Origin of the sequence: Sphingopyxis sp. BE235, assembly GCF_031457175.1 — a bacterium.
Classification (GTDB): Bacteria; Pseudomonadota; Alphaproteobacteria; order Sphingomonadales; family Sphingomonadaceae; genus Sphingopyxis.
In genome coordinates this window covers 396557-411867 of record NZ_JAVDWC010000003.1, presented here as the reverse complement: position 1 = coordinate 411867, position 15311 = coordinate 396557, and the positions used below count along the sequence as shown (strand labels likewise).

The 15311-nt window shown below is 63.7% G+C and carries 13 protein-coding genes and 1 tRNA gene; 4 read left to right on the top strand and 10 right to left on the bottom strand.

The features are described from left to right. Positions 1–41 precede the first annotated feature (41 nt). Complete coding sequence (locus J2X38_RS15595; protein WP_310255309.1) at positions 42–1241, bottom strand: GGDEF domain-containing phosphodiesterase; 1200 nt, start codon at positions 1239–1241, stop codon at positions 42–44. A gap of 59 nt (positions 1242–1300) precedes the next feature. On the opposite strand from J2X38_RS15595, the gene moaA reads away from it, so the two are divergent. The 3 genes from moaA to J2X38_RS15580 all read left to right on the top strand — a co-directional run bounded on the left by moaA (position 1301) and on the right by J2X38_RS15580 (position 3289). Then, on the top strand, positions 1301–2317 hold the full coding sequence (gene moaA, locus J2X38_RS15590; RefSeq protein ID WP_310255308.1) for a GTP 3',8-cyclase MoaA: 1017 nt from the start codon (positions 1301–1303) through the stop codon (positions 2315–2317). Positions 2318–2360: 43 nt separating this feature from the next. Further along, on the top strand, positions 2361–3131 hold the full coding sequence (locus J2X38_RS15585; protein ID WP_310255307.1) for an NAD kinase: 771 nt from the start codon (positions 2361–2363) through the stop codon (positions 3129–3131). A gap of 83 nt (positions 3132–3214) precedes the next feature. Continuing rightward, positions 3215–3289 (top strand) — tRNA-Asn (locus tag J2X38_RS15580). Between the two features lie 220 nt (positions 3290–3509). Here the strand turns inward: J2X38_RS15580 and J2X38_RS15575 are convergent. The 5 genes from J2X38_RS15575 to J2X38_RS15555 form a co-directional block, all read right to left on the bottom strand. Then, complete coding sequence (locus J2X38_RS15575) at positions 3510–4535, bottom strand: aspartyl protease family protein (RefSeq protein WP_310255306.1); 1026 nt, start codon at positions 4533–4535, stop codon at positions 3510–3512. 89 nt (positions 4536–4624) lie between these two features. Then, complete coding sequence (locus J2X38_RS15570; protein ID WP_310255305.1) at positions 4625–6136, bottom strand: SulP family inorganic anion transporter; 1512 nt, start codon at positions 6134–6136, stop codon at positions 4625–4627. Further along, on the bottom strand, positions 6136–6822 hold the full coding sequence (locus tag J2X38_RS15565) for a carbonic anhydrase (protein WP_310255304.1): 687 nt from the start codon (positions 6820–6822) through the stop codon (positions 6136–6138). Before J2X38_RS15565 ends, J2X38_RS15570 begins: the two co-directional genes overlap by 1 nt. Positions 6823–6950: 128 nt before the next feature. Beyond that, positions 6951–8264, bottom strand: a complete 1314-nt coding sequence (locus J2X38_RS15560) for an ATP-binding protein (RefSeq protein WP_156419630.1) — start codon at positions 8262–8264, stop codon at positions 6951–6953. Further along, the gene (locus J2X38_RS15555; protein ID WP_058537252.1) at positions 8261–8971 is read right to left on the bottom strand and encodes a response regulator; all 711 of its coding nucleotides are present in this window, start codon (positions 8969–8971) and stop codon (positions 8261–8263) included. Before J2X38_RS15555 ends, J2X38_RS15560 begins: the two co-directional genes overlap by 4 nt. A 387-nt stretch (positions 8972–9358) precedes the next feature. On the opposite strand from J2X38_RS15555, the gene J2X38_RS15550 reads away from it, so the two are divergent. Next, a complete protein-coding gene (locus tag J2X38_RS15550; protein ID WP_058800993.1) occupies positions 9359–9979 on the top strand; it encodes a hypothetical protein in 621 nt (206 codons plus the stop codon). A 58-nt stretch (positions 9980–10037) separates the two neighbouring features. Here the strand turns inward: J2X38_RS15550 and J2X38_RS15545 are convergent, their stop codons facing one another. The 4 genes from J2X38_RS15545 to J2X38_RS15530 are packed head-to-tail and all read right to left on the bottom strand — an operon-like array spanning position 10038 to position 15215. Then, positions 10038–10604, bottom strand: a complete 567-nt coding sequence (locus tag J2X38_RS15545; RefSeq protein WP_310255303.1) for a MarR family winged helix-turn-helix transcriptional regulator — start codon at positions 10602–10604, stop codon at positions 10038–10040. Continuing rightward, on the bottom strand, positions 10604–11194 hold the full coding sequence (locus J2X38_RS15540; protein WP_310255302.1) for an NAD(P)H-dependent oxidoreductase: 591 nt from the start codon (positions 11192–11194) through the stop codon (positions 10604–10606). Before J2X38_RS15540 ends, J2X38_RS15545 begins: the two co-directional genes overlap by 1 nt. Before the next feature lie 18 nt (positions 11195–11212). Then, on the bottom strand, positions 11213–13447 hold the full coding sequence (locus J2X38_RS15535; protein WP_310255301.1) for a TonB-dependent receptor domain-containing protein: 2235 nt from the start codon (positions 13445–13447) through the stop codon (positions 11213–11215). 28 nt (positions 13448–13475) lie between these two features. After that, positions 13476–15215: a sulfatase-like hydrolase/transferase gene (locus tag J2X38_RS15530; protein ID WP_310255300.1), complete on the bottom strand. Its 1740-nt coding sequence runs from the start codon at positions 15213–15215 to the stop codon at positions 13476–13478. Positions 15216–15311 lie beyond the last annotated feature (96 nt).

The following is a 15311-nucleotide window of genomic DNA, read 5'->3' as shown; positions in this document are numbered from 1 at the left end:
AAGCCGGTAGCGGCCCCTGCCTTCGCAGGGGCGACGTGTTTCTATGCTTCCATCAACGCCAGCAACTGATCCGCCGGCACCGGCCCCGACTTCAAAAATCCCTGCCAGGTCGCAACCCCCAACTCGGTCAATCGGGCGAGCTGGCGCTCATTCTCGATCCCCTCGGCGACCACGAGCAGCCCCAGCGCGCGCGCGAGGTCGACGATCGCGCGCACGACGATGCGGTCGCGGTCGCTGCCGTCGATCGTGCGGGTAAAACCGCTGTCGATCTTCAGATAATCGATCGGCAACCGCGCGAGCAGCGACAGGCTGGAATAGCCGGTGCCGAAATCGTCGATCGCGACCGCGACGCCCAGCGCACGGATCTGCGCCAGCTGGTCGGCGGCGCTCGCGGGGTCGCTCAGCATCGCCTGTTCGGTCAGTTCGAGCGTCAGCCGGTCGGGATCTATCTTCGCCGCCTTTGCCATCGCAGCGAAGCGGCCGGCAAATTCGGGGTCGCCGAGATCGGCGGCGGTGATGTTGAGCGACACGCGCAGCTTCGCGAGCGCCTTGGGCCACGCCGCCATTTCGGCGAGCGCAACGCGGTGCGCATGTTCGGTAAGCTCGCATTCGAGCCGTGCCGCGCGCGCCGCGGTCACCAGCGGCCCGGCGCCGAGCAGGCCGAGTTCGGGATGCTGCCAGCGCAGCAACGCCTCGACCCCGGTCATCTCCCCGGTCGCGACGTCATATTGCGGCTGGTAATGGATCACGACCTCATTCTGCGACAGCGCGGCGTGGACCATCACGCCGTCGCGGGCAGACGCCGGCCGCGCCAGCTGATCGCAGGCCGCACGCAATTGTTCGGCGACCGAATCATCGCGCGTGATCAGCGCCGCCGCGATGCGGATCGACAGGCGGCCGTTCGGATCGCCGACGATCGGTTCGGCCAGCGCGACGTGGAGCGCGCGCTCCTGCGCGCGGAGGGCGCCGAGCGACATCGGTGTCGACGGGACGATCAGGAAGCGCGGGCCGTCGAGCCGGTCGACGCACGAACCCTGCCCGAATTCGTCGCTCGCGAAATTTTCGAGCCGCCGCCCGATCTCGTCGAGCACCGAATCGCCCGTTGCCGTGCCCGCACTGTTGTTGATGCGCGCCATCTGGTCGACCTGGACCAGGATGACGCCCGCGTCGGCATCATAGCGCGCGTGCAGGGCTTCGAGTTTGCGGGCGCAGGCGGAAAGGGAGTCGGACAGGCGATTCATCGCATTCCTCTAGCAGGCTTTGCTTGCCAAGTTCCTGCCTTTTGCATCAATATAGGTGCGTGGCTGCCACATTTTCCCATAGCGCTGCGCCCGCGGCGCCGCTCATCGACGGACATGGCCGTCGGATCAGCTATTTACGGCTTTCGGTCACCGATCGCTGCGACCTGCGCTGCCGTTATTGCATGGCCGAGGACATGACCTTCCTGCCCAAATCGGCGGTGCTCAGCATAGAGGAAATGGGCGAAATCGCCGAGCGCTTCGTTGCGCGGGGCATCCGCCGCATCCGCCTGACCGGCGGCGAGCCGCTGGTTCGGCGCGGGATCGATACGCTCGCGATGCGATTGGGGGCGATGATCGGCCACGGCCTCGACGAACTGACGCTCACCACCAACGCGATGCGGCTCGCCGAGCATGCGCCGATGCTGGCCGCGGCGGGGGTGCGCCGCATCAATGTCAGCCTAGACACACTCGACGCCGGGGCCTTTCGCCATATTACCCGCGTCGGCGACCTTGCCGTCGCGCTCGGCGGGATCGATGCGGCGCGCGCCGCGGGGCTGGCGGTCAAGATCAACATGGTCGCGCTCGCCGGGCTCAACGAAGATCAGCTCGTCCCCATGCTCGATTATTGCGCCGCGACCGGCTGCGACCTGACGCTGATCGAAACGATGCCGCTCGGCGAGGTCGAGGGCGACCGCAGCGATCATTATATCCCGCTCCACCAGTTCATCGCGCCGCTTCGCGAAGCGCGCGCCATCTATCCGGTCGACAAGCGCACCGGCGGTCCCGCGCGCTATTTCGCGGTCGAGAACAGTCCCGTGACCCTCGGGCTGATCACGCCGCTCAGCGACAATTTCTGCGCGACGTGCAACCGCATCCGCCTGACCGTTGAGGGCCGCGTCTATATGTGCCTTGGCCAGGACGATCATGTCGACCTGCGCGCCGCCTTGCGCGACGGCGGCGACGTCGATGGGTTGATTGATGCGGCATTGGCTGGCAAACCCCGCGCGCATGACTTCCATATCGATGGAAAGTCCAAACCGGCGGTCGCGCGTCATATGAGTGCAACGGGCGGCTGACAGGCAGCCCCGTTTTCTGAAGACACGGGGGAACCGGACCAATATGCATCGCAAGATTGCGCTCGTCGCATCGAACGCGCCCGCCGCCATGGAAGCGGAAGCCGAGCTGCGTCCGCTCTACGACTTTGTGGAGCTAGCCGAGGCCGACCTGCTGATCGCGCTCGGCGGCGACGGCTTCCTGCTCCACATGCTGCACCAGCTGCTCGACCAGCGCCGCAGCATGCCCGTTTTCGGCATGAACCGCGGCACGATCGGATTCCTGATGAACGAGTTCCGGATCGAGGGGCTGGTCGACCGGCTCGCCGCGGCGCGCCCCTTCCTGATCCATCCCTTGTCGGGCGACATCACGACGATCAGCGGCGAGCGCCACATATTGCCCGCGATCAACGAGATTTCGCTGCTGCGCGAAACGCGCCAGGCGGCGAAGCTCGAGGTGATGATCAACGAAAAGACGATGCTGGAGGAACTGGCGTGCGACGGCGTGCTCGTGGCGACCCCGGCGGGATCGACTGCCTATAACCTCAGCGCCAACGGCCCCATCCTGCCGCTCGAATCCGAAATGCTGGCGCTGACCCCGATCAGCCCCTTCCGTCCGCGGCGCTGGCGCGGTGCGCTGGTCCCCGAATCGACGAGCATCCGCTTCAACGTCCGCGAAGCCGCGAAGCGTCCGGTCAGCGCGGTCGCCGACCAGCGCGAGATCCGCGATGTGAAGACCGTTTTGGTCACCACCGACCGCAGCCGGCCACTGACTTTGCTGTTCGATCCCGACCAGGGCCTCGACGAACGCATCGCGATGGAACAATTTATCGTCTGAGAGTCACAAAAGGCCATAAAAGCCCCTTGATAAAGTTGTCGGTTGGCGGCAAAGGGGCCGCCTTGTCCGCTTCGGCGGCGTGTTCCTCGGTAGCTCAGCGGTAGAGCAATCGACTGTTAATCGATCGGTCGTAGGTTCGAATCCTACCCGGGGAGCCATTTCTTTCCAGACGCACGAAAGCTTACGCCAAAGCACCCTAGCTTTGCGCGACGTTCGCCGACAGCCCCCGTACTCCGGGGCAGCGATGAAAAGAGCCTCAACTCTTATCGCAGAGCAAAATATCGTAGGTCGCCCCCGCACCGTAAGGGAAAATCGACTTCGCATAACCGCCAGCGCGCCTGCGATTTCGGCCCGCCGGGAAAAAAGCGGCGCGGCCAATCAATAATAGTCCTCGAGAACCAATTCCACGTCGTCTTTGGCAAGCATCGAGAGCGCATAGCGTGTCCCTGGCGGCCGCTTGCCGAGATTGCGGTGGCTCTGGACGTTGCCCGGGCCGACCTGCTCGTCGTTGATTGCGACAATGCTGTCTCCTTCATGGAGGCCTGCTTTTGCTGCCGGGCTGTCTTTGGCCACGTGGATGACTTGCAGGTGATCGCCCGCGTGAAGCACGTTGAGCCCGGACGCGTCTCGCACAAATGGCCTCTTCGATCGGCTTGCCCGAACCAGCTGCATCCGGGCGCGCCCGAAAGCCAGACGACAACGAAAGCGCATGAGAAGCGGAAGGCCCATTATCATGGGCGCAGCGAAACGCCAGACGGGTGGAACCGCGAAGGGCACGTCATGAAGAACGACGTCGCCCACACGCAAGCTTTCCAAACGGCCGAGCTGGCTGATAGCGACGCCTTCGACCCCGAGGCTTGCGCTGGAACCTCGCCTCATGCCGCCGAACAGATCATTTGCCTCGGCATACTCGGGGTCGACGTAGAGCGGCGTCGAGCAGCCCAGATCGATGATCGCTGCGGCCTCCAAACCCTCCTTCGGCGAGATGGTGGTGCAGAACAGCCCGTCGGCCGTCTGCATCACCGGCAGCCAGTGATTTATGTTATCGCCGCCATTGGTCCAAAACCGGAGCGCGGCCCGATCGGGGTCTATCTCGACCATGTTGCGTACAAAGAATTCTTGCCCGAGCACCAGTTCGATCGACATTCGTGCCGCGCGCGCCATCGGTGCCAGATCGAGTATCAAGGCTGACGTCGTGAGCAAATGCTCGGCGCCAGCCTCGATGCGTAACGGTCCGGTCACTCTGGCTACGGTCTCTCGTGTGAGCGCCGTAACGCGATGATCCCGCACGCCATGCAGCCGATGACGAGCCGCAAAGCCAGCATCCACCGCGGAGCGGGTGGCGCCGCTGTCAAGAACCGCTCTCGTTTCGACGCCGCGGATATTAACCGGGAGAGTCAGCAACGAATCCTCCCCGTTCCCGCATGCGACCCATTTTCCAGGGGGTGCCTCGCCTCCTCGCTCCGGTACGGCACGCGCTGGCGAGGCACCGATCATGCCGCGGCCGCCAGTCGTTCGAGCCTTCCCGTTGCACCCTGGAGTTCGACAATGAGGCCCGAGCTACGCCGCCGCTTGATCCACTCTTCGAGCATTTCGGCGCAGGTATGGTCGATGTGCTTCAGCCGTTCGACATTGAGTTTCAGTCGTCCCGCCGCCGGGAGGTCATCGAGGAGCGCGGTCAGCTTGGGCAGCGCAACGAAGGTCGCTGTGCCGTCGAGCACGATCTCCCGCGTCTCACCCTCTTGCCGCTGATCGGTGCGCAGCCGCAACCTCCGGACGTGCGGCGCGAGTTCGAGCGTCGACAGCGCCAGACCCACGAGCACGCCGGTCAGCAGATCGGTCGTCACAACCATCAGGAACGTGCCCGCCCAGATCAGCGCGGGAAGCGGGCCATAGCGGTCGAACAGATGCCTTACATGATCGAGGCTGACGAGCTTGACGCCGGTGACGACGAGGACACCGGCAAGCGCCGCCATCGGGATTTCGCGCAGAAGCCAGGGCAGCAGCGCGACGAACCCGAGGATCCACACACCGTGCAGGATCGTCGAAAGCCGCGTGACGCCGCCAGCCTGCACATTGGCCGAGCTGCGCACGATCACGCCGGTCATCGGAAGCGCGCCAGCGACGCCGCAGAGCAGATTGCCGATACCTTGCGCGCGCAGTTCCTTATTATAGTTTGTCCGCACGCCGTCGTGCATCCGGTCCACCGCCGCTGCGGAGAGCAACGTCTCGGCGCTTGCGATAAAGGCGATCGCAACCGCCGTGGCGATCAGCGTGGGCTCGGCAAAACGCTGCAGCATGCCCGCATCGGGTAGAGCAATCGCGCCGACGATCGATTGCGGAACATCGACGCGGATAACCTCGAGCCCGAAACCATAGGCGACCAGGGTGGCAGCCACCACACCAATGAGTGCGCCGGGCACGAGGCGCAGGCTCTGCGGACGCACGCGTTCCCACCCCAGCATCGCCGCTATCGTCAGCACGCCAACAGCGAAAGCGGCCAGCGCTCCGCCACCGGGCGTGAGCCCAAGGATGCGGCCGGGCATCGCCACGAGATTGTCGATCCCACCTGGAAGCGGCTTGGCATCGAACAGCACATGGAATTGGCCGAGCACGATCAACAGGCCAATGCCCGCGAGCATTCCGTGAACGACGGCGGGCGAGATTGCGCGAAACCAGCCGCCGAGCCGGAAAACGCCGGCCGCAATCTGGATGAGCCCGGCAAGAACGAGGATAGGACCAAGGGCCGAAAGCCCCTGGTCGCGCACGATTTCGAAGACGATGACGGCCAGTCCGGCTGCCGGCCCGCTCACCTGAAGCGGAGATCCGGCAAGCGCACCGACGACAATACCGCCGATAATTCCGGTTATCAGCCCTTTCTCGGGCGGCACTCCCGAGGCGATCGCGATCCCCATGCACAATGGCATCGCAACCAGAAAGACGACGATCGACGCGGTCAAATCGCGCGAAAAGGTCTTGCCGAGTGACGGCACGGCGACGTTCATCACACCGCTTCCGCGAAATCGGCGGCGCGCCGCGAGGCATGCGGCAGAGCGACGGGCAGCGGAGCGTCCTCGCGCAGCGACATGAAGCGGCCGGTCGCTCCGTCCAGGCCGAGTATGCAGCCGGCATGAATATCGACGAACCAGCCGTGCAGCGCGATTTCCCCGCGCGCGAGACCCGCCGCCACCGCGGGATGCGTGCGCAGATGGGCAAGCTGAATGACCACATTTTCGAGCGAGACCGCGCGGATCCGCTGGATGTCGTTCATCGCCGGATAACTATCGGTCACAACCTTGTGCGCGGCGTGCGAATGACGCAGCCATGCCGCGACATTCGGCATGCTACTCAGGTCCTGATTGACGGCCAGCGCCTTCATCGCGCCGCAATCCGAGTGCCCGCACACGATGATGTCTCGAACGCCAAGCGCGGCGACCGCATATTCGACGGTCGAAGAGACACCGCCATTTTGCGTGGCGAAGGGCGGCACGATGTTGCCCGCGTTGCGGCACACGAACAGATCGCCAGGCTCGGCCTGCATGATATGCTCCGGGACGATGCGCGAGTCCGCGCAAGATATCATCAGCGCCTTCGGACTTTGTCCGTCGCTGGCGAGACGTCCATAGAGTGTGCTTTGATTGGGAAAAGTTTGCTTTTCGAAAGAAAAGACGCGACCGATCAGCTCGTTCACCGAGGGGACTCCTTGATTGGCGCCGAAGGGAGAGGCGGCGCGAACCCGGAGTTAGGCCCCGAACTTTGCTGCGACGCAGCAATTGTGTAAGCAAATGTTTCCGCTTGTAAGGAAGTGTTTCCGCCCGCTCAGCCTAGCGGAATATCAATCTCGGCGCGCAGCCCGCCTGTTGGCCGGTTCGACAGACGCAGCATGCCGCCCTCCCGGTGCGCAACGCGCCGCGCGATCGGGATTCCCAATCCCAACCCGAGCGTATCGCGGCTCCGCGCAAGGTCCAGCCGGACGAAGGGTTCGAGCACATGCTCCAGTTCATCTTCAGGAATGCCCGGGCCGTCGTCCTCGACGCAGAGGACGACCCGGCCATCCTCCGTTCGAATACTGACCTGCGCCCCGCCGGCATATTTGATCGCATTCTCAACGAGATTGGACAGAGCGCGTTTGAGCGCCAACGGACGCACGACGATCTCGAGATGGTCCGGTCCTTGATAGGCCGCCAGATCGCCCATGTCCGAAGCATCGTCGACGATTGTCGCCGCCAAGACCGCTATGTCCGTCTGTACGGGCTTTTCAGGATCGCTGTCGCCGCCATAGAAAGCGAGGAGCGAAGCCACCATCGCTTCCATTTCGCCGACGTCCTTCTCGATCGAAAGGCGCAAAAACGGATCGTCGATTGCCTCGGTGCGAAGCTGCAACCTTGCGAGCGGCGTGCGCAAGTCGTGGCCGACAGAGGCAAGCGCCTCCGTGCGATCGGTGATCAGCTGATGGATGCGCGCCTGCATTTCGTTGAAGGCGGCGATCACACGCCGGATTTCCGATACGCCGACCTCGGGAAGAACCACGGCGTCGCCTTCGCCGATCCGTACCGCGGCGCGCGCGAGCATTCGCATCGGGGAGAGCACGCGGCGCATGAGCAGTCCGCCGATAAGGATCAGTGCGATCGCGGGCACCAGCGCCAACAGGAACCGGTTGATCCGCAGCCGCGAGGGATCGACGAGCTGCGTCGCCTTGAACTCCAGCGAGCTTCCGTCGGCAAGCGACAGTTGGCCGGTAACCTTGCCGTTACGTCCCGGCTCCTTCAGATGCAGGCGCAAATTCTCATGCCCCAGAGCTGGCTCCCATCCGATGATCTGCATGCGCATTTCGTTCAGCGGCGCCGCCATTGGCATGAGCGGGAGGCTGGTAGGGTGCCATTCGACGATGAAGGTTTCGCTCGACAGGCGGGCCGCGAGGGCCGGGCGTTCGCTGCGCGGACTCGCGTTCAGCAAACGGCTGGCAGCGGCGAGATGCTCGGCCACGCGGTGCGCCTCGTCCTCTTCGACGCGCAACTGTCCCGCGCGCTCGTGAAGGAAGGTGCTGACGGTGAATTCGATCGTCATCGCCAATAGCAGGATCAGAAAGATCCGCCCGACCAGCCCGAGCGACGGCCGCATGGCGTCGGTCACCGACGCGACACTTCGACGTTGAACATATAGCCGACGCCGCGAACAGTGATGATCGGCGCGCTCGCATCCTTGTGCGAAAGCTTGCGCCGCAAGCGGCTGACCAGCACATCGACGCTGCGATCCGAAGCGTCGCCGAGCCGCGTTCGCGACAGTTCGATCAACCGTTCACGGGCAATCACACGTTGAGGGTTCTCCAGAAAGCTAGACAACAGATCAAACTCTGCACCCGTCAACTCGACGATCGCGCCCGTCGGAGAATGCAGCTCGCGCCTCGAAAAATTGACTATCCAGCCAGCAAATTCAGCGACCTGCTGTCCGCCTTTTCCATGCTGACGGTCCAGACGCCCACGGCGAAGCACGGCACGCACGCGAGCGGTCAGCTCGCGGGTGCTGAATGGCTTGGCGAGATAATCGTCGGCACCCAGTTCGAGCCCGACGATTCGATCGGTCTCGCCGCCTTTGGCGCTCACGAAGATGATAGGCACTTCGCTCTGCTGGCGAAGCTGACGGCAGAGATCGAGGCCGCTGGTCCCGGGCAGCATGACGTCGAGCAGCACAAGATCGACGGCCCCGACATCCAGCGCCAGCCACATTTCGGGAGCGGAAGCTGCAGGCCGGACTTGATAGCCATTTTGCTGAAGCGCGCGAGCCGTAAGCGTGCGCAAGGCGGGATCGTCCTCAACGATCAAAATTGTGGAGGCAGTCATTGGGGAATATATGCCGTTCGTTCGTAGTCTCTGGTGATGAAAGCCCGGAGGGCAAATGGTCAGGCGACCCGCCAGCTCCAGATAGGGACGACGCGCCGCCCTTCCAGTGCGCGCGTGGGCGCAGAAACATTTTCTTACAACATACCCGGCACGCGCCCGTGCTTCGCGACAACGAGATTTGGGCCTGCTGACAAGACAGACGGTCGGCAGCGGGAGAGCAGAGGTTGCGGAAAAATCCGATCGAGCTGCTTGATGGCTGAGACCATCCGCGCAGTTCAGCAATGTTTCCTTACGTTGGCGACACCTGAGTGCATTGTTCGGCCGGTATTTGCTCGAGCCATGGCGGCGTCCCCCCGCCGGTTTCATGGTTTTCAAGGAGTTTCACTCGTGCGTTTTTCCAGCCTGACCCTTGGCGTGGTCGCAGTTGTCCTGGCTTCGCCCGCGGTGGCGAACGCGCCCGCGGTGCCGAGACAGCTCGCGAAGATGGATGCGGAAGCGTTCCGCTCCAAAGCCACGATCGACGACGACGATCTGGAGTTCGCAACAATTATCTCGACCCGTAACGGTTTTCGCAAAGAACGGCGCTTGAATGGCTCGACCTCGTTCGACAGCCATGTCGAAGCCCATGTCGACAAACGCACCGGCGAAACCCGGTTCGAAGTGCACCAGTCCCTGCGCTATTGGGGCTCGCAGCGTCTCTATGATACGGTCCACTTCGCGGATCGCGATGGCAACCTCGTGGCACAGCGGCTCGATCACGCGCGGCGCGGCGACGACACCATGTGCCCGAACAGCGACTTCAACGGCGATTGCGCGCTGACGATGAAGCTGGTCTTCTCGGTCGACGAGACCCAGCTCAGGGCCGCCATGACCCGCGCGGAAGGCTGGGATCTCAAATTCAAGGGGCGGCCGAATGGCCGAGACGACCTCCGGATCCGGATCGTTCCGGCCGAGATCGAAGGGCTATTGCTTGCCGTCGACGACTATCGCGCGACGTTGTCGGCTTAGGTCAGCGATTGATCGGCAAGCCGATCCCTCCACCGCACGGGCGTTCCGCCAAATAAGATTAACTCGGCAGCGCTTCCCGCGAAGTTATCACTTCGTGCGCACTTCGCGATTGCCCTCTGTCGATCTGCTTGGGGTGAGGAACGATTCGCCGACTGTCTTGAAGCTCGGGATCGGCGGAAGCGAGATTGTCGATCACATGGAACAGCAGTCGCCTGAGGGTCTCGACTTCGGTATCCGATAAATTTTGGGTGGCAAGCGCCTGGATTTCGGCGGTCCTCGGCATGAGCAGCTTTTCCAGACGCCTGGCATGCGGAGTCAGATGAACCAGTATTTCACGCCGGTCGCGGCGGTTGACGGCGCGGCGCACCAAACCCGCCCGTTCCAGCGCGCGGAGCGTAACCGCAGTCGTCGCATCGCGCATCGCGAGCCGGCGGCTGAGTTCGCGCTGACTGATCCCGTCGTCGCTCCAAAGTTGGCGGAGGAACGTCCATTGACCCGAGGATATATCATATTCGCGGGTGTGCTGCTCGCGTAGCCGGGAAAAGGAGCGGAAGATCAGGCGAGCGAGATAGCCGAGGCTGTCATCAAAAGCCCAGTAATTCCCGGCAGGCAGCCGCTCGCTCATCATTTCCCTTCGACCGCTTCGTGGCGGACCGCACCTGCCACCGTGTCGACCAGTTCATCCAGCAGGGTCCGAAGGAGGGGATCGGCGAGCTTGCCGGTCGCGTCGAACGCGCGATGGGCGTGCGGCACGCTGAGCTGTTCGGGCACCACCCAGGCGTTCACGGTGGTCAGAATCTGGCGAAGCTGGGACAGGCCGCGCAACCCTCCGAACGGGCTCGACGATGCCGACAGCAGCGCGAAAGGCTTGCGGCGAAAGGCGCCATAGGCCTGCGCCGCCTCGCCTTCCCCCGGACAGGAAATCCAGTCGAGCGCGTTCTTCAGCATCGCGGTGACCGAGCCATTATGCTCGGGGCTCGCGATGATCACGGCGTCATGGCGCCGGAACATCGCCTTGAGCGCCAACGCCTCGGGCACCTCGTCGATCGACAGCGCTTCGGCGCCGAACAACGGCAGGCGATAGTCCGCCAGCGACAGGCGCGTCGCGGGCAGCCCGCGATCGCGCGCCGCCTGCACCGCGCAGCCGATCAGCTTCTCGTTGAGCGAGCCCGGGCGAATGCCCCCGGCGAGCAGCAAAAGTTCGGGCCGCTCCATCCTGCCTCGTCCGCGCAATCAGAAGTCGAGCGACAATTGCAGGGTCACCGTCCGCGGCGATCCGACGAGCGCCATGTGGCTGTTGCCGCCAAATACCGGAGTATTGAATCCCTGGCTGGTGGTGACCTTGTTGGTGAGGTTGCGGCCCACCAGCGCGAGTTCCCATCGGCCGTCTTCGCGGCCCACCGCCAGCCGAGCGTCATATTTGGTGAAAGCGGGCTGCGAGTTGAGCGGACTCATGTCAGGCTGGAAGAAGGAACGCGACTGATAGTTCGCCGAGACATTGCCGAGCACATATAGGCTGCCGGACACCGGATATTTGGCCTCGATGAACGCATTGCCCGTCCATTCGGGCGCGCGGACAAGGCGAACCCCCGCCAGATTATTGGTTCGCGGGTTACACGTCGCCGGTGCATTATAGAGGCAGGCGCCGCCCGGATAATCCTTGTAGTGGGCATCCAGATACCCAAAACTGCCGCCGACGCGCCAATGGTCGCCGAGGCCGATATTCGCGTCCATCTCGACCCCTTGGGCGATCGCCGACGCGGCGTTGCCGGTGATGAAGGCGGTGCCATTATATTCGGACACCTGCAGGTCGGCGAAATTGGTGCGGAACAGCGCGACGTTGAATTGCCCTTTGCCGCCCAGGAAACGGAATTTCCCGCCGAGCTCCCATGACCTCGCCCGTTCGGAATCATATTGGAAGGTCGCGACGCCGCTTTGGATGTTGAAAAGGAGTAGCGCATCGTTCGACACGAAACCGCCGCCCTTGGTGCCCGTCGCATAGCTGAGGTACACATAGGCATCGCGCGAAAATTCGTACCGGATGCGCGCCGAATAATCCCACAGGCTCTCCTTGCGCGTTTCGGTCAGATCATAGGGCAGATAGGTCGGCGGAAAGACGCCGATATTGCTCGAGATCGCGTTGCCCACGCGGCGTTCCTTCGAATAGCGCAGGCTGCCGCTGAGCATGATCCGCTCGCTGACCGGCACCTCGACCGACACAAAGGGCGACCAGGATTCGCCGGTCTGGTTGAACTGACGGAGCGACAGGCCGTTGAGCGGGGCGGGAAATCCCGCGCTTGCTGCGTTGAAGGTCGACGCCTGCTGGATGTGCAAATCGGTGTCGATATAGGTCAGCCCGGCGATAAAGGCGCCATCGTCGCCGATCGGGTGCTGCGCGCGCACTTCCTGAAACAGCGAATTGGACTGTTCGGTGATGTCCGATTCCAAAAAGGTCAGCGGACCGTCATAGTCCATATTCACGCCGCCCTTCAGCTCCTGCCAGGCGGTAACCGACGTAAAGCGCCAGTCGCCGGCATCGAGGTTCATCGTCAGCTGCGCCATCGTCGTTTTGGTGTCGTCATATTCGGGATTGGTCCCCGCGGACGCGCGGCGGAACGACGGATATTCGGGGACGTTGGCACCCGAATTGCGCACCTTGTTGCAAAGGAAGCAGCTCGCATCGCCGATATAATTGAACACCAGCGCGCCGCCATCGACGCGGTTCGACGAATGCTCGACCTTGACCAGCGCCTCGAAATCGTCGCTCGGCTCCCACAGGATCTGGCCGCGCACCGCTTCATAGCGGGATCCGAATTCGTCGCGGCCGGTCAGCGTATTTTTCATATAGTCGCCGATCGCGCCGGCGCGTCCGGTCAGGCGAACACTGATCGTGTCCGATACGGGTCCCGACACCGCGCCGTCGAGGTTCCAGCCGCCATGCTCGACCTCACCGCTCGCGCGGGCGAAGCCCTCGAACTCGCGCGTCGGGCGGCGCGTGACGACGCTGATCGCACCCGCGTTGGTATTCTTGCCGAACAGCGCGCCTTGCGGCCCGCGCACGATCTCGACGCGCTGGATATCGAGCAGCGGGTTTTGGAAGGCGCGCGAACGGCTGAGATAGACCCCGTCGATGAACAGCCCGACCGACTGCTCGAACGACAGATTGCCCGTCCCGGCGCCAAGGCCGCGCATCGTGATCGCGAAATTGCCATTGGTGCGGTCGATCTGGAGGTTGGGGACGCTATCGGCGACATCGTCGAACAACAGCGTGCCCTTTTCCTCGAGCTGTTTACCACCGACCACCGCGACCGATATCGGCACTTCCTGCAGCGTCTGCTCGCGGCGGGTCGCGGTGACGATGATCGTCTGATCATCGCGCGCGCTGGCGCCGTCTGCCGCCGCCTCCTGCGCAAAGGCCGGTGTTCCGAGGGCGAGCGCCATCGCGCCGCCGCAAAGCAGTGTTTCCATTTTCATAGTCCCTCTCCCAAGGTGACGGTCAGGCGAGTTTCAGCGTCTCATATTGTGTGGCCGGACCCGGATATTCGGCGCCCTTGTCCTCGCCAACCTCGGCTTCGATCAGCTTGTTGGTCTTGGCATTAAGGCGTTCGATCAGCGATTTGTGGGCGTCCGGTCGCCAGGCGAGATTGTCGATCTCGTCGGGGTCGGCCGCCGTGTCATAGAGTTCGAGGTCGTTATGGGCGACGAGGTCGTCCCAGCGCGCAGGCAAATGATGCTGCGCGGGCGCGAAATAGCGTGCGAATTTGTAGCGGCCGTCGTGGACGCCGCGGTGCAGGCGGCGCAACATCAGGTCGTTTTCGGGCAGCGGCTTCGTTTCGGCGACGCCCTTCGGCACATCGGGGGCGTTCCACCCGTAGCGCACCGCATAGTTGAAGAGGATCCCGGCCTCGTCACGTCTTGTCCGCGCGGTGGACGCAGCGATCGCCGCCGACAGGTCGTGACCGGCCAGCTTCGGCTGCATTTCGCGACCCGCCGCTTCTTCGACGCCGGCGAGCGCCAGCATCGTCGGGACCAGGTCGACCGCGCTGCCGAGCGCGTGGGTCGTGCGCCCGCCCGGAAGGTCGGGGTGGACGACGATCAGCGGGACGCCGACATCCTCCTTATAGATCGTGCCGCCCTTCTGCCGCATCCCGTGCGCGCCGGCGCGTTCGCCATGGTCGGAGGTGAAGAGGATGATCGTATTGTCGAATTGCCCCGAGGCGACGAGCGCGTCGAACACCGTCTGCATGTGCCGGTCGACGTCGCGGATGCAGTTAAAATAATAATTCTGGTTGCGACGCCAGACCGCCTCATCCGCGTGCCGCATCCGGCCGTAGAAGGCGCCCGAACTGGCGTTGATCGCGGCGTGGGCGCGCGGTTTGCGCGACAGGTCGTCGGCATAAAAGCTGCGTGGCAGCGGGAAATTCCAGTCGCGGCCGTAAACCGGGTCGCCCGGCGCGGCGAGCAGCGGCGCGACAAGGTTCGGCCGCGCGCGCGTCGCCTCGCCCTCGCCGCTCGGGTCATAGAACATGATGTCGTGCGGATTGACGAAATTGACCGCCATGAACCACGGTGCCGTATCGTCATCGTCGGCAAAGGCACGGAGCTGGCTGGCGGCCTCGGCGGCGGTCACCCCGTCGCTCATAAAGCCTTCCCACGAAAGCCCCTCGCGCTCGCCGTTGAAATTATAGCCCGAAAAACCGAAGGGCTCGAGAATGTCGCGCGTGTTGGGAAAAATCCCGCCGGCGACGCCGCGCAGGTTCAGTCCCTCGTTGATGTTCGAAAGATGCCATTTGCCCTTGTAGGTCGTGCGATAACCGGCGCGGCGCAACATCGTCCCGACCGTCGGAATCTGCGGGCTGAGCTCTGGGTGCGGCGGCGAGTTGGGGTTGGCATAGACGCCGCTATGCTGCGTGTGCAGCCCGGTATAGATGTTCGAGCGCGACGGGCCGCACGGCGTCGTGTTCACATGGAAGCGATCGAAGAGAATGCCGCGTTCGCGCAACCAGTCGTGCGCGGGCAGCGGCAAACCGGCGGGAATGTCGGCGAGCGCCCGTTCCTGGTCGTTGACCACCAAGAGGATGTTCGGGCGGCCGCCGCGCCGCTTTGGGTCCGCCCGCACCGGCGCGGCGCGTTCGGCGGCGGCAGCCCCCGTCGCGCTTGCGCCCTGCACCGCCGCCAGGGCCGCAGCGCCTCCGGCGAGCAATGTCCGCCGGTCGATCTCTCCCATATCGCGCATCCCGTACCTCCCAAAGCCGGTCGTGCCGAAGTTTCTTAGTATACTAAGATCATGGCAGGCGAAAAATATTTGTCAAGTTGCTTGCGCAAATTTTCG

Bases quoted from the DNA above. Each gene is read 5' to 3' on its own strand.
- J2X38_RS15595 (WP_310255309.1), bottom strand. From the start codon at position 1,241: ATGAATCGCCTGTCCGACTCCCTTTCCGCCTGCGCCCGCAAACTCGAA.
- J2X38_RS15585 (WP_310255307.1), top strand. From the start codon at position 2,361: ATGCATCGCAAGATTGCGCTCGTCGCATCGAACGCGCCCGCCGCCATG.
- J2X38_RS15570 (WP_310255305.1), bottom strand. From the start codon at position 6,136: ATGAACGTCGCCGTGCCGTCACTCGGCAAGACCTTTTCGCGCGATTTG.
- J2X38_RS15555 (WP_058537252.1), bottom strand. From the start codon at position 8,971: ATGACTGCCTCCACAATTTTGATCGTTGAGGACGATCCCGCCTTGCGC.
- J2X38_RS15545 (WP_310255303.1), bottom strand. From the start codon at position 10,604: ATGAGCGAGCGGCTGCCTGCCGGGAATTACTGGGCTTTTGATGACAGC.
- J2X38_RS15540 (WP_310255302.1), bottom strand. From the start codon at position 11,194: ATGGAGCGGCCCGAACTTTTGCTGCTCGCCGGGGGCATTCGCCCGGGC.
- J2X38_RS15535 (WP_310255301.1), bottom strand. From the start codon at position 13,447: ATGGAAACACTGCTTTGCGGCGGCGCGATGGCGCTCGCCCTCGGAACA.
- J2X38_RS15530 (WP_310255300.1), bottom strand. From the start codon at position 15,215: ATGCGCGATATGGGAGAGATCGACCGGCGGACATTGCTCGCCGGAGGC.